The organism is Litorivita sp. NS0012-18 (assembly GCF_040371945.1).
Lineage (GTDB): Bacteria > Pseudomonadota > Alphaproteobacteria > Rhodobacterales > Rhodobacteraceae > Litorivita.
Map to the genome: position 1 here is coordinate 997,653 of NZ_BAABWS010000001.1, position 21,728 is coordinate 1,019,380.

The window sequence follows — 21,728 nt, forward strand, 5'->3', positions numbered from 1 at the left end:
ATGGCGAATCGCAAAACAAAGAGGGCCGGAGGTCCGACCCTGCTCGATCTCTCATGTTTTGCGGTGTTTTCACCGTCTCGACGAGGCGGCAGATACGCGCTTTGGCCAAGGAATGCAAGGGTTTCGGCCAGAAATCAGCGCTTTTGCCCGCGTGCCCCTGCCCGCCGTATGCCCGCGCGGCTTATGTGGCCGCATTCAACCGTGCGAAATACTGCTCTTCGCTCTCGCCCGCTTGGCGCGCATAGGGGAAGGCCGAGCCAAACTGCGCCGCATCACGCGCCGCTTGGGCCATTTCGACATATAGCTGGCGCGCCGATAGGGCGTCCACCTCGGGGCGCTGCCCCTGCGCATCAAGGCCAAAGCCAGCCAACTCGATGCCGATCAAATCATACCCCATCGACCACCCCTCAAAGGGGCTGCTTGGCTGCGCCTGCTCTTGGAGCAAAATTTCGACCGAGTGGTGGCGCGGATCGGCCTTGATCCGCTCCATCAAGGCCTGCACCGCCGCCGTAGGACCGTGTAAGGCTTGGAAAAACTGCGTCTCGGCGCGCCAAAGATAGCCGCTGATCCCCACCTTGGGATTATGCGTCAAAGCCGCCTGCACGATCGCAAGGTTGGAGGAGTCGATTTCGGGCAAAAGCGCAAAGCTGCGATAGAGAAGTTGAAGCATTCCGACACTGTGGCGCACAACAGGCTGTGCGGTCAATTCACATTTATCGCTCGGCGGCAGGGGCTTAGGCCTTAGCCGCGCTTTGCCTCGATATGGGCAATGGCCTGCGCGACGGCCTCATTGATGCTCATCTGCGACGTGTCCAAAATCACCGCATCCTCGGCCGGTTTGAGCGGCGCCGCCGCGCGGGCGCTGTCGCGCGCATCGCGTTCGCGCAAATCCGCCAGAACGCTCTCGTAGCTCACATCATGGCCTGTCTCGCTAAGTTCCTTGAACCGGCGCGTGGCGCGGATGTCGTCATTGGCGGTCACAAACAATTTCGCCTCCGCCTCGGGGCAAATCACCGTGCCAATGTCGCGCCCGTCCAACACCGCCCCGCCCGCGCGCCGCGCAAAGGCGCGCTGAAAATCGACCAAAGCGGCGCGCACTTCGGGAATGGCGGCAACGCGGCTGGCGGCTTGGGCCACATCGGGCGTGCGCAGATCGCCCGCCTCCAGATCCTCTGCGCGCAGGTTTTGCGCCGCCTCCAAAGGCGCTGTGCCATCCAAGGTGCGCCGCCCCGTCGCGCGATACAATAGCCCCGTATCGAGATGCGCAAAGCCGAAATGCGCGGCGACCGCTTTGGAAATCGTGCCCTTGCCTGCGGCTGCGGGTCCGTCGATTGCAATGGTGAACGCCATTGTGCCTCTGCCTTACGTGAATGATCGGGACTTGTGTCTACCCCAAGCGCGCGGCGGCGTCACCCCTGATCGCGCTGGCCGCGGCGCGGCGTGCGCAGGGGCCCGTCACTCTCCGGCTTCGGGGAACATCCCGCGCATCGGATCCTTGCGGCGCGATTTGAACGGCGCGGGCGCGGCGCTTTGCGCGGGCGCCTCAGGCGGATCATATTCGCCGTCTCGCGGATCAAGCGACATATAGCCAAAGCGTTTCAACGCGCGCTGCAACCGCCGCTTCGACATCCACACCCGCGCCGCGCCAAACAGCAGCGCGCAGATACAGACCGTCACCGCAACGGATTTCACAAAGGTCAAAAACCCCGCAAAAGCGATGGTAGAGGACGGCACAAGATCGGGGTGAGAGGTCAGCATCGTGCTCACCAAAGCGTTCTCGCCGTAATCGGCCACCTCGCCGACCATGGCAAAGCCGATAATCACCCAACGCACACGGCCGCGATAGAGGATCATCGCCCCCAAAACGAAAACCGCCGCCAAGGTGATCGGGTAGAAGAGATCAAGCAAATGCTGCGGGCCAAGATAGACATCGCGCCCGCGCGCGCTCAGCGCGTTCAAATAGCTGCGCGCCGCCTCTTCGGTATAGCCCAAGGGCCGCAAATCAAACGGCAAAAGCCCCCCCGCCTCGGCCTTGATCTGCGGCAGGGTCCAAAACAACATCATGGCATAGAGCGCCATGGAAAGGGCAAAACAGGCCCAGAATGCTCGCGTCATATAATCACCTCACACCGCGCATACTGACGCAAGGGAAAGGGTGTGTCAGCAGCTATGCCCTACCCGACGTCAGCTTCGGCGGATTTCCGCGCCAAGTGCCTTCATAAGAGGCTCGAACACCGGAAAAGACGTGGCAATCGGCGCGCCGTCGTCCACACGCACCGGCGCGTTCGAAGCCATGCCCATGATCATGAAAGACATGGCAATACGGTGGTCCAGATGGCTAACCGCTTCCATGCCGCCCGCGACATTGCCGTGGCCCGCGCCTTTGACGATCCACCAATCGGGGCCGTCCTCGACGGTGACTCCGCCCGCGCGCAGCCCCGAGGCCATGGCCTCGATGCGGTCGCTTTCCTTGACGCGCAATTCCTTGACGCCGCGCATCACCGTATCGCCTTTGGCAAAGGCCGCGACGACGGACAGGACGGGGTATTCATCGATCATCGAGGCCGCGCGTTCGGGCGGCACTTCGATGCCGTGCAAATCGGGCGAGAAGCGTGCGCGCAGGTCGGCCACAGGCTCGCCGCCCTCCTCGCGCAGGTTCTCGAAGGTCAGGTCCGCGCCCATTTCTTGCAAGGTGGTGAACAACCCCGCCCGCGTCGGGTTCAGCCCGATATTGGGCACCAAAACATCCGATCCGGGCACGATAAGCGCCGCGCAGACCGGAAAGGCCGCCGAACTGGGATCGCGCGGCACGACGATCTCTTGCGCCTTGAGTTCGGGCCGTCCGGTCAGTGTGATCACCCGCCCCTCATCCGTGACCTCGGTGATGATGGTCGCGCCAAATCCGGCGAGCATACGTTCGGTGTGATCGCGGGTGGCTTCTTTTTCGATCACGACCGTTTGCCCCGGTGCATTCAGCCCCGCGAGCAAGACCGCCGATTTCACCTGCGCCGAGGGCACGGGCACCACATAGCGCACTGGCAATGGCTCTGGCGCGCCCACGATGGTCATCGGCAAACGCCCGCCCGCGCGGCCATAGGATTGCGCCCCGAACAGTGCCAGAGGGTCCGTCACCCGCGCCATCGGACGCCCGTTCAGGCTCGCATCACCGGTAAAGGTCGCGGTGATCGGCGACGTGGCCATCGCCCCCATAATGAGCCGCACGCCCGTGCCCGAATTGCCGCAATCAATGACGTTTTCCGGCTCGGCAAACCCGCCAACGCCAACGCCGTAAACCCGCCAGTTCCCGCCGCCCAAATCCTCGACCTCTGCGCCAAAGGCCCGCATCGCCTTGGCGGTGTCGAGCACGTCTTCGCCCTCCAAAAGGCCCGAAATGCGCGTCTCGCCCACACACATCGCCCCAAGGATCAACGAGCGGTGCGAGATCGACTTGTCGCCGGGCACATGGGCCTCGCCGGTCAAGGGACCGCAAGCGGCAGAAATCATCGGGATCGGGGTGCCATGAGAGGACATGCGGGGGCTTCCTTCGTCTACTGTTGCCCGCCTGATAGCAGGGGCAGCGGGGACGGTAAATGGCCCTAAGGACACCCCGCACCGGCGGCCCTGCCTTTGCCCCCTTGCCGGGCGCGGTGCGGGCCGCAGTATGAGCCCCCGCCAGAACGGCAAGGCGCCAAATCTCGCGGCGCGTAAAATCCATGCAATTTAGCGTTGGTTCGGCGTTTTCTTGCCGCCCGAAAAACGCCAAAGTTGACGCAACGGCAGGCAGGTGACTGACTGGACCCTAGGCGCGCCCAACCGTGAGGGCGCTGGTCGAATAACCAGTATCAAAGGAAACCCCATGCCCAACCTACGCTCCACTTTGGCCGCAGCGATATGCGCGGCGCTTCTTGGCCTTGGCCTTCCCCAATCGGCCCGCGCGGTCACCCTTGTCACCGATGGCGGGGAGCTCATTGGTGCGCAGGGGCTGCAGGTCGGCCGGTTCACCTATGACATCAGCTTTGTCGACGGTTCCTGCGCGTCGGTCTTTGACGGCTGCGACGACTTTTCGGATTTCTTCTTCTCCGATGCGGAACAAGCCTTGGCGACGGTCAGGGCGATGCGCGATTTCGTCTTTGTCGATAGCGCGGCAGGGGCGTTTGACAGCGACCCGCAACTGACCCGCGGCTGCGATTCCGTGTTCACTTTTTGCACCACATTCTTCCCCTTCGCCGCGGTGACCAGCGGCCCGATCACATCAACCTTCGTGCCGGTCTATGGGGTGATCAACCGCGAGGGCACGCGGCGCGACGACGTGACCTCGGGCAGCGCGCCCGTCATCGCCGATACGCCCGAATTTACCTACGCCGTCTTCACGCTCACCGATGTCGCCCCCGCCGTGCCGCTGCCCGCTGCCGGATGGCTCTATCTGGGACTGGGGGGCGCCATGGTGGCGCTGCGCAAAGGCGCAAAGAACGCCCGCCGCAAACCCCGCGCAGCCGCCTGATCCGGCACGGGCTGTGGTAAATTCACGCCTTCGGGCGCCCGCCGCGCGCCCCGTCAGAGCCGCCGGAAGGTCAGGTAATGCGGGGTGCGCTCTTCGCGGATTGCTTTTTGCTCGTAGCGGGTGGACATCCAGTCGCCCCAAGGCGCGCGCCAATCCTGCGGCCCCTCGGCGAGCCATTCAAACCCCGCGCGCGGCACCTCTTCTAGGGTCTGGCGCACGTAATCGGGAATATCCGTTGCCACGCGAAATATTGCCCCGCGCTTCATCACGCGGGCCAAAGCCACAAGGTAGTCTTGCGTCACAAACCGGCGGCGATGGTGGCGTTTTTTCGGCCAAGGATCGGGGTAGAGCAAAAACGCCCGCTCGATCGACGCCTCGGGCAACACGTCGAACATATCGCGCACATCACCGGGATGGACCTTGAGGTTCTCGACACCCGCCTTGCGGATTTTGCCCAAGAGCATCGCCACGCCGTTGATATAGGGCTCGCAGCCGATGATCCCGACATCGGGGTAACGCGCGGCCTGATGCACCAGATGCTCGCCGCCGCCGAACCCGATTTCGAGCCACAAAGGTTTACCGCCGAACATCGCATCGACATCCAAGGGCCTGCGGTCGGGGTTGGCCTCCCAATCCACCGCGCCGGGGGAAAGTTTGGCCAGATCCTCCTCCAGATAGGCCTCTTGGCTTTGGCGCAAGCCCTTCCCCTTAAAGCGGCCATAGAAATTACGCCATGGCGCGCCGCTGGGATGGGTGCCGCCTTGGGCGTCGTCTTTGGCGGCGCCGCGAATATGCACGGGGCCCGCACCCTTTTTCACATAGGGCGTATCGGGTTTGGCGGGTTTGGCAGGGCTGTCATCACTCATGGCCGCCTCCTACTGCGTCGCGGGCGGCAAATCAATGGGGCGCGCGTAGGGTTCGGGCAAGGCTCAGGCCGTGAACAGGGCGCGGGCGGCTTTGAACTCCTGCGCGATGACCGCCCGAAAGGCGGTGGGTTTGGCGCCTTGCCACACATCACGGTGCCCCACGAGCCAGATATCGGCATAGGGCTGCGGCGGCACCAAGGGGACCGGCACCACATCCGGCAGGCTGCGCCCCAAGAACATCGGCATTTGCGCCGCGCCCAAACCCGCCTGCACCGCCCCCGCAATGGCCACCATATCATCGAACCGGTAGCGGGTGCGCAGATTGGGGTAGCGCTCGGCAGCCGCTTTCGGCGGGGCGCTATAGCCGGAGAACAATATCCAATCGATCGGCCCGTTCGGATCATCCGCAATCCGCGCAGCCCAATCGCGATGGGCGAAACTGGCGCTGTCTTGGGCGCTCAGGCGCAGCCCTGTGAGCGTATCGCCGGGGCTACGGCTGACCCGCAGGGCCAGATCGGCCTCGCGCCGCGTCAGGTCAAGCAGGTCATTGGTAGCCTTAATCTGCAACTCCACCTGCGGGTAGGCGGCGCTGAAGGCGGCGAGCATCGGGGCAAACCCATGGGCGATCAAAAGCTGGGGCGCGGTGACCACCAAAGGCCCGCTCAAATCGGTGGACCGGCCCGCAAGCTGGCGCAAGAGCGCGTCTTCTTGCCCCTGCATTTGCGCCGCATAATCGGCCACCAGCCGCCCCTCGTCGGTGGGCCGGTATCCATCCGCGAGCCGCTCGAAAAGCGTCAGGCCCAAGGCCTCCTCGATCCGCGTCACCCGCCGCGCCACGGTGGTATAGCTCAGCCCCATACGCCCCGCGGCCCCCGCCAAGGAGCCGGAGCGGACAAGTTCGAGCACCGTTTTGAGATCATCCCAATGAGGCTGCATCCATGCATATTCGCACGTCACAGATGCAAAAGCACGCGTTTTCACATGCCTCGCGCCGCGCTACCCCTGCCCCGTCCCCACAGCCAAGGAGCAACGATATGATTTATGCCTATGTCAATTTGACCCTCACCGACCCTGACGCGCTTGCCAAATACCGCGAGAAAGCGGGCGCGGCTTTGGCCCGCCATGGCGCCACGCCCTTGGTGTCGGCCAAAGACACAACCGTTTTGGAAGGCAGCCCGACCCAGCCCAGCATCGCCGTGATTTTGCAATTCCCCGACCGCGAGGCCGCATTGGGGTGGATCAACGATCCCGAAATCGCCGATGTCCATGCCCTGCGCCGTGCGGCGGGGCAGTCGGATATTTTGCTGCTCGGTTAGCGCAAAGAAAAAGGCGGCCATATCGCGATGGCCGCCTTTGGATTGTCCGATAGAATGGGGCTTAAACCGCCTTTTTCAGCGCCTCGGCCAGATCGGTTTTCTCCCACGAGAAGCCGCCGTCCACATCCGGCGCGCGGCCGAAGTGGCCGTAAGCCGCCGTGCGCGCATAGATCGGTTTGTTGAGTTGCAGATGCGAGCGGATGCCGCGCGGGGTCAGGTCCATGACCTTGGGGATCGCCGCCTCGATCAGCGCCTCATCCACCTCGCCAGTGCCATGGGTGTCGGCATAGATCGACAACGGTTTGGACACGCCGATGGCATAGCTGAGCTGGATCGTGCAGCGATCCGCCATGCCCGAGGCCACGACGTTTTTCGCCAGATAGCGCGCCGCATAGGCCGCCGAACGGTCCACTTTGGTCGGATCCTTGCCCGAAAACGCGCCGCCGCCATGGGGGGCCGCGCCGCCGTAGGTATCGACAATGATCTTACGCCCGGTCAGGCCCGCATCGCCGTCAGGGCCGCCGATGACGAAAACCCCCGTGGGATTGACCCACCATTCGGTGGCCTCGTCAATCCACCCCTCGGGCAGAACCTCGCGGATATACGGCTCGACAATGGCGCGGATATCCGCGCTGGTCTGGGTCTCGTCGGCATGCTGCGTTGACAGAACGATCGAGCTGACGCCGACGGGCTTGCCGTTCTCGTAGCGCACCGAAAGCTGGCTTTTTGCATCGGGGCGCAGGGTCGGCTCGGAGCCATCCTTGCGCACTTCGGCCAAACGGCGCAGCACCGCATGCGAATACTGGATCGGAGCGGGCATCAAGGCCTCGGTCTCGTTGGTGGCATAGCCGAACATGATGCCCTGATCGCCCGCGCCTTCGTCCTTGTCGGTCGCCGCATCGACGCCTTGGGCGATATGGGCCGATTGCTCGTGCAAAAGATTGGTGATCTCGCAGGTCGCGTGATGGAACTTGTCCTGCTCGTAGCCGATGTCTTTGATGCAGGCGCGCGCGATGTCTTCGATGCGGCCCATATATTCGGTCAACTTGCTTTGATCGGACAGGCCGACCTCGCCGCCGATGACCACGCGGTTGGTGGTGGCAAAGGTCTCGCAAGCCACCCGCGCTTCGGGCTCCTCGCTCAAAAACGCGTCGAGAACGGCGTCGGAAATGCGGTCGCACACCTTATCGGGATGCCCCTCGGAGACGGATTCCGAGGTGAAGATATAGTTCTGGCGGCTCATGAAAGTGCTCCATTCAAAGTGAACCCGCCCCGTCAGGAAGCCGTTGGGGCGGTATTGCTGCTCTGCCTATGCGCCGTATCGGGCGCGGTCAATCTCTATCTGCGCTGGGTCTGAAGGCAGTATAAACACTGAGTCCGGTTAACATCAGTATAAGCAACATATAGGCGGGCAGATCGCCGAAACGCGCATAGACCGTCGGCGACAAAGCCGCAGGCAGACGGATATCGCGGTATCCCGCCTCGCCCAAGGGGATCTGCGTCAAGACGGCGCCGCGCGGGCCGATGAGGGCAGAGACGCCGGTATTGGCCACGCGCACCATCGGCAGGCCCTGCTCGATTGCGCGCAATCGCGCTTGGTCGAGGTGTTGATAGGGACCGGAGAGACGTCCGAACCACGCATCATTGGTCAGTTGCAAAAGGTAGTCGGGCCGCGGCAGATCGCTATAAGGCGCGCTGCGCATATCGCGCGGAAACACCGCCTCGTAGCAAATCAGCATCAAGGCCCGCCCCGCCGCGCCCAAATCCATCACTCGCGGACCGGGACCGGCGGAATAACCATGCCCCGCCTGCGCGGCAAAGGCCGTAATCCCCACAGCCGCCAGCGCATCGCCAAAGGGGATATATTCGCCGAAAGGCACCAGATGGTGCTTGTCATAAAGCGCCTGCACCTGCCCCGCCCGGTCGATGAGCACCGCCGAATTATAAAGCCGCGGCCCGTCGAACCGCTGTATGCCGGTCAGGATCGGCACGCCGCCGGAGGCCTCGATCATATCGGCAAAGGTCGCAGCGGCGCTGTCGAGCAAGACCGGCAAGGCCGTCTCGGGCCAGATGATCAAATCGGGCGCGCGCCCGCCCTCCCCCGCCAGAGCGCTAAATCCCCGCATCCGTTGATAAAACCCGCGCACAAGGGCCGGATCCCATTTTTCGTGCTGCGGCGCATTGGGTTGGACGAGCCGCAAGACCGGCGCGGCCTCGGGCGCGGCGATCTGCGCTCTTTGGGCAATCGCGCCGTGCCAATAGAGCGCGCCGAGCATCGCGATGACCGCCGCCGCCCCGCGCCATCTGCGCGCAAAAAGCAACCAAAGCCCTGCGCCAACGCAAAGCATGAGCAGGCTCAGCCCATGCGGGCCGAGATAGGCCGCCGCCTGCGCGAGCGGGCTGTCGATCAATCCATGCCCGATCAAGGCCCACGGAAAACCGGTAAATATCCAGCCCCGCAGCGCCTCCGCAAGGCTCAGCCCCAAGGCCAAAGCCGCGATCCGCGCGCCGCCGTCAAAGCGCCCCGCGAAGGCGAAGGCCAGCGCCCAAAACAGCGCCAGCCCCCCCGCCAGAGCGATCAAGGCAAAGGGCGCCATCCAGCCATGGCGCGCTGCATCCACCATGAAGGGCTCGACAATCCAGTGCAGCGCGAGCGCGAAATAGCCCGCCCCGATGGCCCAGCCCGCGCGCGCCATGGGCTTTGGCCCCGCGCACTTCAAGGCAAGGGCGAAAACAATCGCCCAGCCCAGCACCGCCAAAGGCCACATAGATATAGGCGCAAGCCCCGCCGCGCAGAGCGCGCCGGTGAGAAACAGAGCCAAGAACCGCCCGATCCGCCCGCCAGAGCCGGTTTTGCGAGTTTTCAAAAAGGAGCGCAGCACGCTCACGCGGGCGCGCTCATTCGGCGGCGCGCTCGGCCCCACCGGGCACACGCACACGCAGCCGCTTGATCCGGCGCGGATCGGCATCGACCACTTCGATCACAATGCCAGCGGGATGTTCGACCACCTCGCCGCGCACGGGCACACGGCCCAGCAGCATAAAGACCAACCCGCCCAGCGTATCGATCTCTTCCTCGTCGATGCTCTCGTCTTCGGTCAGGGGCAGGCCGACCTCGGCCTCGAACTCGGCCAAAGGCGCTTTAGCCTGCACCAGATAGCTGCCCCCGCGTTCGCGGATCCAGAATTTGCCCTCGTCGATGTCATGCTCGTCCTCGATCTCGCCGATCACCTGTTCGATCAGGTCTTCAATCGTCACAAGCCCGTCAACACCGCCGTATTCGTCAATCACCAAAGCCATATGGCGCCGCTCGGTTTGCATTTTTTGCAGCAAAACCCCGATCGGCATGGAGGGCGGCACAAACAGCAAGGGGCGCAGCATATCCTTGAGAATGAACCGCGCTTCGGAGCCGTTAAACCCGAAACGCAGCGCGAAATCCTTGAGATGGACAAAGCCGAGCGGCGTATCCAGCGTGCCATTGTAGACCGGAATGCGGGTGAGGCCGCTGTCGCGGAAGGTTTTGACGAGATCGTCCAAAGTGATCGTCGTGGGCACCGAAACGATATCGGCCGAGGGAACCATCACATCCTCGACCCGCATCCGGCGCAGGTTGATCATCCCATGCGTCGCGGGCGCCGGAGCCTCGCGTTCGCCCTCCTCGCGCTGCGGGGCATCTTCATGCAACTCGACCGCTGCGCCGCGCCCGAAGACACGCCGCCAAAGCCCGCCGCGGGCCGCTTCAGTTTTCACCGGAAATTGTCGCCCCGCCGCGCCCGCGTCGGGCTCCGTATCGGGGGTTTGCGCGCGCTGCGCTGCGTTAGAAGAGCCGTCGCTACTGTCGCCCATTGGACCTATCTATTTACCTATTCATCGTCTGACACATTCGGGGCCGCACCGGCCCGCTCATCGCAATATGGGTCAGGCAGGCCCAGTTTGCCAAGTATAGAAACCTCCAGCCCCTCCATCAAAGTGGCATCTTGGTCACGAATATGGTCGAATCCAAGCAAATGCAGCACCCCGTGCACGATCAAATGCAAGCAATGATCCGCCAATGGCTTGCCTGCCGCCGCAGCCTCTGCCGCGCAGGTCTCAAACGAGATAGCGATATCGCCCAATTCGGCCTCCATCGGACTTGGGGGCGAGGCGGGCAAATCCGGCATATCGCCCGCCGCCTCGGCGCCGCGGTCTTCCGAGGGCCAGCTAAGCACATTAGTGGGGGCAGGTTTGCCGCGAAACTCGGTGTTGAGCACCGCAATGCGCGCGTCATCACAGCCCAGAACAGCGATTTCGAACCCCTCGGGCGCGAGGCCCAATTCGCGCAGCGCAGCCTGCGCGCCGCGCTCGGCCAAAGCCTCCAGCCCCAGAGTCTCCCACCGCGAATCCTCGCTCACCACATCTACAAGCATATCCCGCCCTTCTTGCACCGCGCCGCACGCCGGTTTTGTTGCCTATACTGGATCAAAACCGCCGCCGAAAGCCCGACTGTGCGCCAGATGGCCACAGTTTTGACACATTCTTGCCAGCGGCATTAACCCTCAGGTAACCTGTCGCCATCCAAATTCAGAGGGAATCATTATGAACAAAACAATTGCGATCTCGGCCTTTTGTGCATTGAGCCTGCCGCATATGGCGCAAGCGGCCTCGGTCGATCTGACCGGTTGGGTTGCCGAGGATTTTTCGACCTCCAACCAATCCAACTGGGTCGTCAGCGCCGGCACTGATAGCGTCACCCAAACCGTCAACACCGATCCGGCGGTCTTCTTCAAGCCGGGCGACAATGCCCAAGGCACCGAACTGACCGGCTCGATCACCGTTGGCAGCACATCGGACGACGATTTTGTCGGCTTTGTCCTTGGTTATCAAAGCGGTGAATTGACCAGCACCAATGCAGATTTCTGGGTGATCGATTGGAAACGCAACAATCAATCCTTCTATGGCGGCTTGGCCTTGGACGGTTTGGCGCTCAGCCATGTGACCGGCGACACCGCCGCCGCCGGATTGGGCGATCTGTGGCATCACTCCGGCACGGTCCAGGAGGTTGCGCGCGGCGCGACGCTCGGATCGACCGGATGGGTCATCGGCGAAACCTACGATTTTGCGCTGACGTTCACCGCAACCCTGATCGAGGTCTACGTCAATGACGTGCTCGAAATCAGCTATTCGGGCAACTTCAGCGATGGCGCTTTCGGCTTTTACAACTACTCGCAAAACAACGTGACCTATGCAGGGGTCGAGGCCGCACCGGCGGTGCCGCTGCCCGCCTCCTTGCCGTTGCTTTTGGCCGGTCTGGGCGGCATCGGCGCAATCCGCCGCCGCAAAAACAAGGCCTGAGGCCCAACTGGCACTGGCGTGAAAATTGCGAAAGGGCGCCCGTTGCGGCGCCCTTTTTCATACGCTGCCTTGGCCGCAAGCGCAGGCAGCCGAACGCATCGGATCAGGCCAGATTTCGCGGCAAGCTGGGGCCATGACCCTCTTCGCCAAAGATCACATTGCCCGCGCCGCTGACCGGCCCGTCGGCATGAAACCACACCTCGCCCGCCCAATCCGCCGCGATGTCGCAGATGAGATCATTGGTCGGGAAATCCGCGCCAAAGCTGTTTGGCACAGGCACCGGAGGCACCGGCCCCGCCGCCGTGAAGCGCACCGAAACCAACTCGCGGTAGGGCGCGACGGCCTTGTTGAGTGCATAAAGATCGGGGCCGAACACATGCGCCATGACGGTGAATGTGCCATCTTGATCGGGGTCGGGGTGAATGCCGATATCGATGCCCTCGGTCTCGTCGGGCAGCGCGGCGAGCAGCTGTTGCATCTTCATCACCGCCGCCCCCATCTCGGGCCAAAGCGCCTCTCGCAGCCCGCTGCGATAGATCGCTTCACTTGTCACCACCTCCGCCCCTGCCGCAGCAGGCGCGCGCGTCAAAAGACGCATCAAACCCTTGAAAACACTCATCGCTATTCCGCCGCAAAGCTACCCTGCGTCTTCGCCCGCGCTCAGCTTTTGGGCAAGGAATTGGCGCTATCGGCATCATAGGCTTCGATAATCGCCGCAACCAACGGGTGACGCACCACGTCTTTTACGGTGAAATAGTTAAAACTGATTTTCGGAATGCTGGCCAAAAGCCGCTCTGCATCATGCAGACCCGAGGTCACCCCACGCGGCAAATCGATCTGGCTGCGGTCCCCTGTGATCACCATGCGAGAGCCTTCGCCCAAACGGGTCAGGAACATCTTCATCTGCATCGAGGTGGCGTTTTGCGCCTCGTCGAGCACCACAAAGGCATTGGCCAAGGTCCGCCCGCGCATAAAGGCCAAAGGCGCGATTTCGATCTTCTTTTCCTCGATCAGCTTGGCCAGCATCTTACCTGGCAAGAAGTCGTTGAGCGCATCATAGAGCGGCTGCATATAGGGATCGACCTTGTCCTTCATATCGCCGGGCAGATAGCCGAGCTTCTCGCCCGCCTCCACCGCCGGACGCGACAGGATGATCCGGTCCACATGGCCCTCAATGAACATCGACACGCCCACCGCCACGGCAAGATAGGTTTTGCCCGTGCCCGCAGGCCCGATGCCAAAGGCAAGCTCATTGTCGAAGAGCGCGTTGACATAGGCCTTTTGCGCATCTGTGCGTGGCTCGACGGTTTTCTTGCGGGTCTTGATCTCGACCCGCCCGCCGCGAAACATCTCAAGCTGCGGGTCGCGGCCCTCTTCGATCGCGTCGCCCATGCGCAATTCGCGGTCCACATCGGCGGCCAGAACCTCGCGCCCGCTTTCGAGTCGCTCATATAGGTGATTGAGCACCTGCGCCGCCTCAAGCCCCGCCACATCATCGCCAATGATCGCGATCTGGTTGCCCCGCCTCAAGATTTGCACGCCGAGCTTTTGCTCTATTGCGGCGAGGTTCTTGTCATATTCGCCGCAAAGTTCGATCAACAAGCGGTTGTCGGGATATTCGACCATCACCTCTTTGAGGTCGGTCAGATCAGCGGGAGGGGGCGAAATGCTGGTGGACAATCAGTTCTCCTTGTTGGAGGCCCTGATCGCGCGATGCCTGTCTCGGTATCGCGGCGTGACTGCTCGGTCCGGGCCTACGATAGATGCTAGCGTGTTTGCTGGTTTTATGGTGCGCCTTTGCGCGGCGGGGCGCAAGTCGCTTGATCGAATTGTCATCGCTTTGACATGAAAAAAGCCGGAGCGCGCTGGCTCCGGCTGATTTTTCGGCATGTGCTGCGGCGTGGGCAGCGCGTAAATCCTAAAGCGGATCGTTGATCGTCTGGCCGCCTTTGTAGTTGCCCGTCGCCGTATTGGGCGGTGCAACACCCGAGCACACCGGCTTGCCATATGGGTCAAGACGCTGCGACAGGTACCCTTCGATCCCGTCATCGATCATCCAGTGGTCACAGCCGTTGGGATCAACCCAGATCCCTGCAACCAATTGGCTCAGGTGCTTTTTGCGATAGCCATAGTCGATGGTCTTGTCGGTGTTGACCTTGCCACCGCCGCCCTCGCCGACACAACCAGAGACCGCAATGCACAGGCCAACCATAATACTTGCTTTAAACAGTTTCATTGCCTCACCCCTCAGCGGATACAAATGATTTCAACACGGCGGTTTTTCGCCATGCCGCCAGCGGAGGCGTTCGAGGCGCGCGGCAGGCGTTCGCCATAGCCACGCACATCTGCGATACGTGCACCCGCGCTTTGGGCCACTTTCGCCACCGCCGTTGCGCGGCGCATCGAAAGGTCCATGTTATAGCTGTCCGAGGCGCGGCTATCGGTGTGTCCGGTGATGATATAGGACACGGCACCGGTTTCGCGGAAGAATTGCTGCAAGCGCGATTTTCCTGCGCCGCTGATCTTGGCGCTGTTGGTTGCGAAGAATTGATCGCTATCCATCACACCGCAAACATTGCCGCGGCGGCACACCGGAATACCCTGACGATTGGTGTGGGGCGTCATGTAGCCCTCAAACCCGTCATCCATAACCCAATGCTCGCAACCATCGGGATCAACCCAGATGGTCGGCGCGTAACGCTCGTTAGTGGATTTTTTCTTATTGTCGAAAAATTGTTCTTGGGCCGAAACGGAACTCGCTGCCACTACAGCAGCAACCATACCGCAAACGGCCATCTTGGCCGCCGACCGAACTGCTTTGGAAATCATAATCGCCACAGCCACTGTCCTTTTTATTTCCCCCAGGATGACCAGAGCGGTTATGCCGCAATTGGCCAGACATATTAGTGACGTCAGTTTACCAAGTTTTACCAGCTTGTGAAGAGGTATTTACCAGATATTGTGGCCCCTGCGCCGCAAACCCCAAAAGCCAGACTTATCCACAAGTCGTTTCCCAAACGGAAACAATGCTCGCCCATTTCTTGTGCACACCGCCACAGAAGCGGCCGCCGCCGCCATCGGCGCCGCTCTCGCCCGCCCTATCCGCAACGCCCAAGATGTCCGCGGCCTTCGCCCTGCGCGGGCGCGCCAACCGCACCTTGCATTGCGCCCCTCGCCTTGGCGGTTAAATCAACGCACCGCGCAGGGAATTGGTCGTGCTGCCGATGATGCGCACGCGGCGGATATCGCCCACCTGCGCGGGATTGTCGCCCACATGCACCGCATGAAGGTATTCGGATTTTCCGACCATCTGACCTTCATGGCGGCCTTTGCGCTCGAACATCACGGAAACCTCGCGCCCGATCATCTCGTCTTGGACCTCGCGCTGCTGCTCGGTCAACAGCGCCTGAATGCGCGCCAAACGCTCGCTTGCCGCCCCCTCATCGACCAAGGCCCGCTCTGCGGCGGGGGTGCCTGGGCGGCTGGAATATTTGAACGAATAGGCCTGCCCGTAGCGCACTTCGCGGATCAATTCGAGCGTCGCCTCGAAATCGGCATCACTCTCTTCGGGAAAGCCGACGATGAAATCGCTCGACAGCAGAATATCGGGCCGCGCCGCGCGGATGCGCTCGATCACGCGCAGGTAGCTTTCGGCGGTATGCGAGCGGTTCATGCGCTTGAGAATGTGATCGCTGCCCGATTGCACCGGCAAATGCAGGTAAGGCATCAGCTTGGCACAGGTGCCATGCGCCTCGATCAAATCCTCGCTCATGTCATTGGGGTGTGAGGTGGTGAAGCGGATGCGCTCCAACCCGTCAATCTCGTTGAGTGCCCAGATCAGTTGCGCCAAAGTGCGGGTGCGGCCCTTGGCGTCTTCGCCGTGATAGGCATTCACATTCTGCCCCAAAAGCGTGATCTCGCGCACGCCGCGTTCGACCAGATCGCGCGCTTCGCCCAGTACCCGATCGACAGGGCGCGACACTTCGGCCCCGCGCGTATAGGGCACCACGCAAAAGGCGCAAAACTTGTCGCATCCCTCTTGCACGGTCAAAAAAGCCGCCGGAGCACGCCGCGCCTTGGGGCGGGCCACCAGATGCTCGAACTTGTCCTCTTCGGGGAAATCGGTGTCGATCGCCTTGCCGCCCTTGCCAGCTTTGGCCTCAAGCTGCGGCAGACGGTGATAGCTTTGCGGCCCCACCACCAGATCGACCAAAGGCTGGCGCCGCATGATCTCTTCGCCCTCGGCTTGCGCCACACATCCGGCCACACCGATTTTCAAATCCGGTTTTGCATCCTTGAGGGGGCGCAAACGGCCCAGTTCGTGATAGACCTTTTCCGCCGCCTTCTCGCGGATATGGCAGGTGTTCAAGAGGATCATATCGGCCTGCGCCATATCCTCGGTCGGCTCATAGCCCTGCCCGCCCAAGGCCTCGGCCATGCGCTCGCTGTCATAGACGTTCATCTGGCACCCGTAGGTCTTGATAAACAGCTTCTTGGGCGCGCCCGCCTCGCGTGCCGCCTGACCCGATTGCTCTGATTTCAGATCGCTCATCTGCCTTGATCCCGTCCGCCGATGGATGAAAAGCGTCCTATATCATATGCGCGCCGTCTTGCAATGCGGGGCAAATTAACCGAACTTGCAGCCCAGCGCGTTAAAAGGCGCAAACCGGCAAGAGAACGGCAGATGATCTACGACACCCTCGATGCTTTTTTAAGTGAAAACAAAGACAGGCTCGCGCTTGGCCCTGCGGCGGGACCGATTGCAATGGTCTTTGTCGAGGATGGTGTCGAGGTCGATACAACTCTGCGCCACCACCTGCAGGCGGGGTTCAAAATGCTCGTCGCCTTCATGCCGGACCGCATCACCCTGCCCGAGGATGTCGAAAAAACCATCCACCGCGTGAGCTATGCGATGACCGAGCCCGATGCGCTGACCCGCGCTGTGAACCGTGTGATCAAAGCCGCCCCCGGCGCGTGGCTCTATTACTGCTACAATGGCGAATATCTGTTCCATCCGTTTTGCGAGACCCGCACCGTGGGCGAAATGCTCACCTTCCAGACCGAAGAGCGCCGCAACGCGATCCTGACCTATGTCGTCGATCTCTATGCCAGCGATTTGGGCGCCTATCCCAATGCTGTCTCGCTCGAAGACGCCCATCTCGACAAATCGGGCTATTACGCTTTGGCGCGCCCCGATCCGGCCAACCATGGCCACCCAAAAGAGCGGCAACTGGATTTCTTTGGCGGGCTGCGTTGGCGCTATGAGGAACATATCCCTGCGAAACGGCGCAAGATCGACCGGATCGCCCTGTTTCGGGCCAAGGAAGGCCTGATCTTGCGCGATGACCACACGTTCAACGACGAAGAATACAACACCTATGCCTGCCCGTGGCACAACAATGTCACCGCCGCGATTTGCTCGTTCCGCACCGCCAAGGCGCTCAAACACAATCCCGGATCGACCTTCGATATCGACACCTTCCGCTGGCACAATTCCGTGCCCTTCGAATGGCATTCGCGCCAGCTTCTCGATCTGGGTCTGATGGAACCGGGGCAATGGTTTTGACGCGGGCTGATGTCGCTGCCGCCCGCCCGAAAGCGCCAGACATTCTACAGTCGCCTTAGTCGCCTTGAAATCCGTTAGCTGCGGCGCAGCCGGATCACCACATCCACCTTGGAGATTTGCGCCCCGTCGGGCGCCGCAGGCAAGCGGGTGATCTCCAACTCGCTCGCAGGCGCATCGGTCAACTCGCCACTGTCTTCCCAAAAGAAATGCGGATGGTCGTGGGTGTTGGTGTCGAAATAGCTTTTCGAGCCGTCCACCATCACTTCTTGCATCAACCCAGCATCGCAAAACGCGCGCAACGTGTTGTAAACCGTGGCCAAAGACACGCGATCGCCGCCCGATTGCACATCGGCAAACAGGCTCTCTGCGGTGACATGGCGATGCTCGCCGTCCCCGACCAAAAGCGAGGCCAAGGCCACGCGTTGCCGCGTCGGACGCAGGCCCGCCGTGCCAAGCCATGCGCTTGCGCGCGCCTCATGGGCGTCGGAAGTCAGATTGTCTTTCATCGCCCCCTTATATCGCGCTCTTGCGCCTGTTTTCAACGCAAATTCGCGCCGCGCCGCCGCCGCCGCACCCTTGCCTGCCCGAAACTCTGCGCCGCGCGTCAAAACGGCGCAATGCTTGCGCGGCCTATCGGCAGGATGCTAGAGGACAGATGATCTTACGAAATTCAAGTAAAGGGGCGCGCCTGAATGGCCCAATATCCGAGCAGCTTTGACAAAGACGATCTTCTGAAATGCGCCCGAGGCGAATTGTTCGGCCCCGGCAATGCCCAGCTGCCCGCGCCGCCCATGTTGATGATGGATCGCATCACCGAGGTTTCCGCCGATGGCGGCGCCCACGGCAAAGGCCATATCATCGCCGAATTCGACATCACGCCGGAGCTTTGGTTTTTTGAATGCCACTTCCCCGGAAATCCGATCATGCCCGGATGCCTTGGCCTTGACGGCTTGTGGCAGCTGACCGGATTCAACCTCGGCTGGCGCGGCTGGCAAGGGCGCGGCTATGCGCTTGGGGTTGGCGAGGTCAAATTGACCGGCATGGTGCGCCCTGATCGCAAAATGCTGACCTATAAAATCGACTTCACCAAAGCCATCCAGACCCGCCGCCTGACCATGGGCGTCGCCGACGGCATCGTCGAAGCCGATGGCGAGGTGATCTATCAGGTCAAAGACATGAAAGTCGCGCTCAGCGAAAGCTGAGGCCTGCGCTTCAAAGCTTGGTCGTCGTTGTGATGACCAAGCGCAAAAATTACGTTGAGTTAGTTTGTTCTAGTGGCCGTCCTCCTCGCATTTGTCCTTTTTGGTGTTCTCGCGCTTCTTTACCGCATCGGCGAAGGACCAAAACCTCCAACGCAAAGTGAGACGCGGCCCCGCCCGTCGCCGCAGACAAGGCCCCCACCCGCGCGCGCGCCCAAGGCGGGTGATACCGCGCCCCGACCTTTTCAGGCCGAAACGGCCAAACCTGTGGCAAAACCCTTGGTATTGCGGGGGGGGCGGCTTTTGTTGTCGATGGTGACAGCCTTGTCATTCGCAAAACCCAAGTCAGACTGTTCGGGGTCGATGCGCCGGAGTTGAACCATCCGTTCGGCATTAAGGCCAAGTGGGCCCTGCACGGGTTTTGCAAGGGGCAAAGCATACGTGCGGAAGTGATGAATGTGGACGCCCACGGACGCACGGTTGCGCGCTGCTACCTTCCCGACGGGCGCGACCTTTCCGCGGAGATGGTCAATATCGGCATGGCGATTGATTGGCCAAAATTCTCAAACGGGGAATACCGGCGCCTAGAAACGCCCGATGCGCGCAAGAAGCTTTGGCTTGCGGATGCGCGTCAAAAAGGCCGCATGCATGTTTGGGAGAAATTTGACAAGCAAAGAGCGGCAAAATCCAAGGGCGATTAACCCGCGCCAGCCCCGACCAACTTGCGCGGACCCATCTACGGGGTCCCGCGACGGGGCCGCATCCCTAACGAAGGGTTTGCCCCCTATCCCCTTGCACCTCAATCCCCTGCTGCTTTACAAACGCCCCAAGCTTAGAAAAGGAGCACGCCATGCGCCGTGTCGTCGTCACAGGTTTGGGGATTGTCTCCTCGATCGGCAACAATGCCCAAGAGGTCCTGACCTCGCTCAAGGCCGGAACCTCCGGTATCACCTTCAATGAAGAGATGGCCGAGCACGGGTTTCGCAGCCAGATCGCGGGCAATGTCAAACTCGACGTGGCCGACCATGTGGACAAACGCACCCTGCGCTTCATGGGGCCGGGGGCGGCCTATGCCCATATCGCCATGAGCCAAGCCATCGCGGATGCGGGGCTGGAGGAAAGCGATGTGGTCAACGAGCGCAGCGGATTGATCGCCGGATCGGGCGGCCCGTCCACCTCGGCGATGTTTGCCGCGCATCAAACCGCGCTCAAATCCGGCGCGACCAAACGCATCGGGCCATTTGCCGTGCCCAAATGCATGGGTTCGACGATTTCCGCCAATCTGGCAACCGCCTTTAAAATCAAGGGCATCAACTATTCGATCACCTCGGCCTGCTCGACCTCGCTCCATTGCATCGGCAATGCGGCCGAACAGATCATGATGGGCAAACAGGACGTGATGTTCGCGGGCGGCGGCGAAGAGCTGGACTGGACCCTGTCATGCCTGTTTGACGCCATGGGCGCGATGAGCAGCAAATACAACGACACGCCGACCAAAGCCTCGCGTGCCTTTGACGCGGGCCGTGACGGGTTTGTCATCGGCGGCGGCGGCGGCATTGTCGTTCTCGAAGAATTGAGCCACGCCCTTGCGCGCGGCGCGAAAATCTATGCCGAGGTCACCGGATTTGCAGCCACATCGGACGGCCATGACATGGTCGCCCCCTCGGGCGAGGGCGGCGAACGCGCCATGCGCCTTGCCCTGCAATCGCTCGATCCGGCCCGCAAGGTCGGCTATATCAACGCCCACGGCACCTCGACCCCCGTGGGCGATGTCGGCGAAGTCGAAGCGGTGCGCCGCGTCTTTGGCCAAGGCTCCACACCGCTGATTTCCTCGACCAAATCGATGACCGGCCACAGCCAAGGCGCCACGGGCGCGCAAGAGGCGATCTATTGCCTGTTGATGTTGCAAAACGATTTCATCGCCCCCTCGATCAACGTCGAAACCCTCGATCCGGCGCTGGACGCCTCAGAGATTGCCACAACCCGCATCGACAACACGGGGCTGGACACGGTGATGACCAATTCCTTCGGCTTCGGCGGCACCAACGGGTCGATGCTGATGTCCAAGTATCTTGACTAACGATTTGAAATAGAACGGAATATCATAGATGTCGGATCTTTTGAAGGGCAAGCGCGGGTTGATCATGGGCGTGGCTAACGAGCGCTCGATCGCATGGGGCATTGCAAAAGCCATGGCGGATGCGGGCGCGCAATTAGCCTTTACCTACCAAGGCGAGGCCTTCGGCAGCCGCCTTGCCCCGCTGGCCGCCTCGGTCGGCAGCGATTTCATGGTCGATGTGGACGTGACCGATGATGACTCGCTCGACACCGCCTTCGAGCAACTGGGCGCGCGTTGGCCGACGATTGATTTCGTCGTTCATGCCATCGCCTTTTCGGACAAATCCGAACTCACCGGCCGGTTCTTGAACACCAGCCGCGCCAATTTCAAAAACTCGATGGATATTTCGGCCTATTCCTTGATCGAGGTCGCGCGGCGCGCCCATCCCTTGATGGTGGAAAACGGCGGCACGCTGTTGACGCTGACCTTCCAAGGCTCGAACACCGTTGTGCCCAATTACAACGTCATGGGCGTGGCCAAAGCGGCGCTGGAATCGACCACGCGCTATTTGGCCAATGACCTTGGCCCCGAGGGCATCCGCGTCAACGCCATCTCTCCGGGTCCGATGAAAACCCTTGCCGGTGCGGCCATTGGCGGCGCGCGCAAGACCTACAAACATTCCGAGCAAAACGCCCCCCTGCGCGCCAATGCGACGCTGGAGGCCGTTGGCGGCACCGCCGTATACCTCGCCTCGGACGCGGGGGCCTGCACCACCGGCGAGATCATCCATGTGGATGGCGGCTATCATGTGCTTGGCATGCCGCAGGCCGAAAACATCTAAGCTATCAATGCATTAAACTTGCAAAGGCGCCCCCCCTGCGGGGCGCCTT

At 61.7% G+C, this 21,728-nt stretch carries 24 protein-coding genes and 1 riboswitch; of the genes, 8 read left to right on the forward strand and 16 right to left on the reverse strand.

The window, feature by feature from the left end; translation table 11 throughout:
- Positions 1–181: 181 nt before the first annotated feature.
- From ABWV64_RS04710 to aroA, 4 genes are all read right to left on the reverse strand, one after another.
- Positions 182–670 (reverse strand): BLUF domain-containing protein, encoded by a 489-nt coding sequence (locus tag ABWV64_RS04710; RefSeq protein WP_353343116.1) that lies wholly within the window; start codon positions 668–670, stop codon positions 182–184.
- Between the two features lie 71 nt (positions 671–741).
- The gene (gene cmk, locus ABWV64_RS04715) at positions 742–1,350 is read right to left on the reverse strand and encodes a (d)CMP kinase (RefSeq protein WP_353343117.1); all 609 of its coding nucleotides are present in this window, start codon (positions 1,348–1,350) and stop codon (positions 742–744) included.
- Positions 1,351–1,455: 105 nt separating this feature from the next.
- Positions 1,456–2,115: a hypothetical protein gene (locus ABWV64_RS04720; protein WP_353343118.1), complete on the reverse strand. Its 660-nt coding sequence runs from the start codon at positions 2,113–2,115 to the stop codon at positions 1,456–1,458.
- A gap of 69 nt (positions 2,116–2,184) precedes the next feature.
- Positions 2,185–3,531: a 3-phosphoshikimate 1-carboxyvinyltransferase gene (gene aroA / locus ABWV64_RS04725; protein WP_353343119.1), complete on the reverse strand. Its 1,347-nt coding sequence runs from the start codon at positions 3,529–3,531 to the stop codon at positions 2,185–2,187.
- A gap of 325 nt (positions 3,532–3,856) precedes the next feature.
- Between aroA and ABWV64_RS04730 the strand changes: the two genes are divergently transcribed.
- A complete protein-coding gene (locus tag ABWV64_RS04730; RefSeq protein ID WP_353343120.1) occupies positions 3,857–4,501 on the forward strand; it encodes a hypothetical protein in 645 nt (214 codons plus the stop codon).
- A gap of 53 nt (positions 4,502–4,554) precedes the next feature.
- On the opposite strand, the gene trmB is transcribed toward ABWV64_RS04730, so the two are convergent.
- Positions 4,555–5,367, reverse strand: coding sequence for a tRNA (guanine(46)-N(7))-methyltransferase TrmB (gene trmB, locus ABWV64_RS04735; RefSeq protein ID WP_353343121.1), 813 nt, complete (start codon positions 5,365–5,367; stop codon positions 4,555–4,557).
- Positions 5,368–5,430: 63 nt separating this feature from the next.
- Positions 5,431–6,303, reverse strand: a complete 873-nt coding sequence (locus tag ABWV64_RS04740) for a LysR family transcriptional regulator (protein ID WP_353343122.1) — start codon at positions 6,301–6,303, stop codon at positions 5,431–5,433.
- A 98-nt stretch (positions 6,304–6,401) separates the two neighbouring features.
- Here ABWV64_RS04740 and ABWV64_RS04745 point away from each other — a divergent pair, with 98 nt between their 5' ends.
- Positions 6,402–6,683 (forward strand): DUF1330 domain-containing protein, encoded by a 282-nt coding sequence (locus ABWV64_RS04745; RefSeq protein WP_353343123.1) that lies wholly within the window; start codon positions 6,402–6,404, stop codon positions 6,681–6,683.
- Between the two features lie 61 nt (positions 6,684–6,744).
- Here ABWV64_RS04745 and metK read toward each other — a convergent pair whose 3' ends face one another.
- The 4 genes from metK to ybeY all read right to left on the reverse strand — a co-directional run bounded on the left by metK (position 6,745) and on the right by ybeY (position 11,089).
- Entirely contained in the window at positions 6,745–7,926 is a 1,182-nt protein-coding gene (gene metK, locus ABWV64_RS04750; protein WP_353343124.1) for a methionine adenosyltransferase, read from the reverse strand.
- A gap of 5 nt (positions 7,927–7,931) precedes the next feature.
- A riboswitch (SAM-SAH riboswitch) is annotated at positions 7,932–7,981 on the reverse strand.
- A gap of 33 nt (positions 7,982–8,014) precedes the next feature.
- A complete protein-coding gene (gene lnt / locus ABWV64_RS04755; RefSeq protein WP_353343125.1) occupies positions 8,015–9,571 on the reverse strand; it encodes an apolipoprotein N-acyltransferase in 1,557 nt (518 codons plus the stop codon).
- Positions 9,572–9,581: 10 nt separating this feature from the next.
- Complete coding sequence (locus ABWV64_RS04760; protein WP_353343126.1) at positions 9,582–10,529, reverse strand: hemolysin family protein; 948 nt, start codon at positions 10,527–10,529, stop codon at positions 9,582–9,584.
- A gap of 17 nt (positions 10,530–10,546) precedes the next feature.
- Complete coding sequence (gene ybeY / locus ABWV64_RS04765; protein ID WP_353343127.1) at positions 10,547–11,089, reverse strand: rRNA maturation RNase YbeY; 543 nt, start codon at positions 11,087–11,089, stop codon at positions 10,547–10,549.
- A 169-nt stretch (positions 11,090–11,258) separates the two neighbouring features.
- Here ybeY and ABWV64_RS04770 point away from each other — a divergent pair, with 169 nt between their 5' ends.
- Complete coding sequence (locus ABWV64_RS04770) at positions 11,259–12,014, forward strand: VPLPA-CTERM sorting domain-containing protein (RefSeq protein ID WP_353343128.1); 756 nt, start codon at positions 11,259–11,261, stop codon at positions 12,012–12,014.
- Positions 12,015–12,117: 103 nt separating this feature from the next.
- Here the strand turns inward: ABWV64_RS04770 and ABWV64_RS04775 are convergent, their stop codons facing one another.
- From ABWV64_RS04775 to miaB, 5 genes are all read right to left on the reverse strand, one after another.
- Positions 12,118–12,633 carry a DUF6389 family protein gene (locus ABWV64_RS04775; protein WP_353343129.1) on the reverse strand — a complete coding sequence of 172 codons (516 nt, stop codon included), beginning with the start codon at positions 12,631–12,633 and terminating at the stop codon, positions 12,118–12,120.
- 41 nt (positions 12,634–12,674) lie between these two features.
- On the reverse strand, positions 12,675–13,640 hold the full coding sequence (locus ABWV64_RS04780; protein WP_353344514.1) for a PhoH family protein: 966 nt from the start codon (positions 13,638–13,640) through the stop codon (positions 12,675–12,677).
- 292 nt (positions 13,641–13,932) lie between these two features.
- Positions 13,933–14,250: a hypothetical protein gene (locus tag ABWV64_RS04785; RefSeq protein WP_353343130.1), complete on the reverse strand. Its 318-nt coding sequence runs from the start codon at positions 14,248–14,250 to the stop codon at positions 13,933–13,935.
- Positions 14,251–14,261: 11 nt separating this feature from the next.
- Positions 14,262–14,843: an OmpA family protein gene (locus tag ABWV64_RS04790; protein WP_353344516.1), complete on the reverse strand. Its 582-nt coding sequence runs from the start codon at positions 14,841–14,843 to the stop codon at positions 14,262–14,264.
- 355 nt (positions 14,844–15,198) lie between these two features.
- The gene (miaB, locus tag ABWV64_RS04795) at positions 15,199–16,566 is read right to left on the reverse strand and encodes a tRNA (N6-isopentenyl adenosine(37)-C2)-methylthiotransferase MiaB (RefSeq protein ID WP_353343131.1); all 1,368 of its coding nucleotides are present in this window, start codon (positions 16,564–16,566) and stop codon (positions 15,199–15,201) included.
- A gap of 132 nt (positions 16,567–16,698) precedes the next feature.
- On the opposite strand from miaB, the gene ABWV64_RS04800 reads away from it, so the two are divergent.
- The gene (locus ABWV64_RS04800) at positions 16,699–17,580 is read left to right on the forward strand and encodes a hypothetical protein (RefSeq protein WP_353343132.1); all 882 of its coding nucleotides are present in this window, start codon (positions 16,699–16,701) and stop codon (positions 17,578–17,580) included.
- A 74-nt stretch (positions 17,581–17,654) separates the two neighbouring features.
- Here the strand turns inward: ABWV64_RS04800 and irrA are convergent, their stop codons facing one another.
- The gene (gene irrA / locus ABWV64_RS04805; protein WP_353343133.1) at positions 17,655–18,086 is read right to left on the reverse strand and encodes an iron response transcriptional regulator IrrA; all 432 of its coding nucleotides are present in this window, start codon (positions 18,084–18,086) and stop codon (positions 17,655–17,657) included.
- Between the two features lie 186 nt (positions 18,087–18,272).
- Between irrA and fabA the strand changes: the two genes are divergently transcribed.
- From fabA to ABWV64_RS04825, 4 genes are all read left to right on the forward strand, one after another.
- Positions 18,273–18,782 (forward strand): bifunctional 3-hydroxydecanoyl-ACP dehydratase/trans-2-decenoyl-ACP isomerase, encoded by a 510-nt coding sequence (gene fabA, locus ABWV64_RS04810; RefSeq protein WP_353343134.1) that lies wholly within the window; start codon positions 18,273–18,275, stop codon positions 18,780–18,782.
- Positions 18,783–19,153: 371 nt separating this feature from the next.
- Positions 19,154–19,480 (forward strand): thermonuclease family protein, encoded by a 327-nt coding sequence (locus ABWV64_RS04815; protein WP_353343135.1) that lies wholly within the window; start codon positions 19,154–19,156, stop codon positions 19,478–19,480.
- A 149-nt stretch (positions 19,481–19,629) separates the two neighbouring features.
- Positions 19,630–20,859 (forward strand): beta-ketoacyl-ACP synthase I, encoded by a 1,230-nt coding sequence (fabB, locus tag ABWV64_RS04820; protein ID WP_353343136.1) that lies wholly within the window; start codon positions 19,630–19,632, stop codon positions 20,857–20,859.
- A 28-nt stretch (positions 20,860–20,887) separates the two neighbouring features.
- Complete coding sequence (locus ABWV64_RS04825) at positions 20,888–21,679, forward strand: enoyl-ACP reductase FabI (protein WP_353343137.1); 792 nt, start codon at positions 20,888–20,890, stop codon at positions 21,677–21,679.
- The last annotated feature ends 49 nt before the right edge of the window (positions 21,680–21,728 follow it).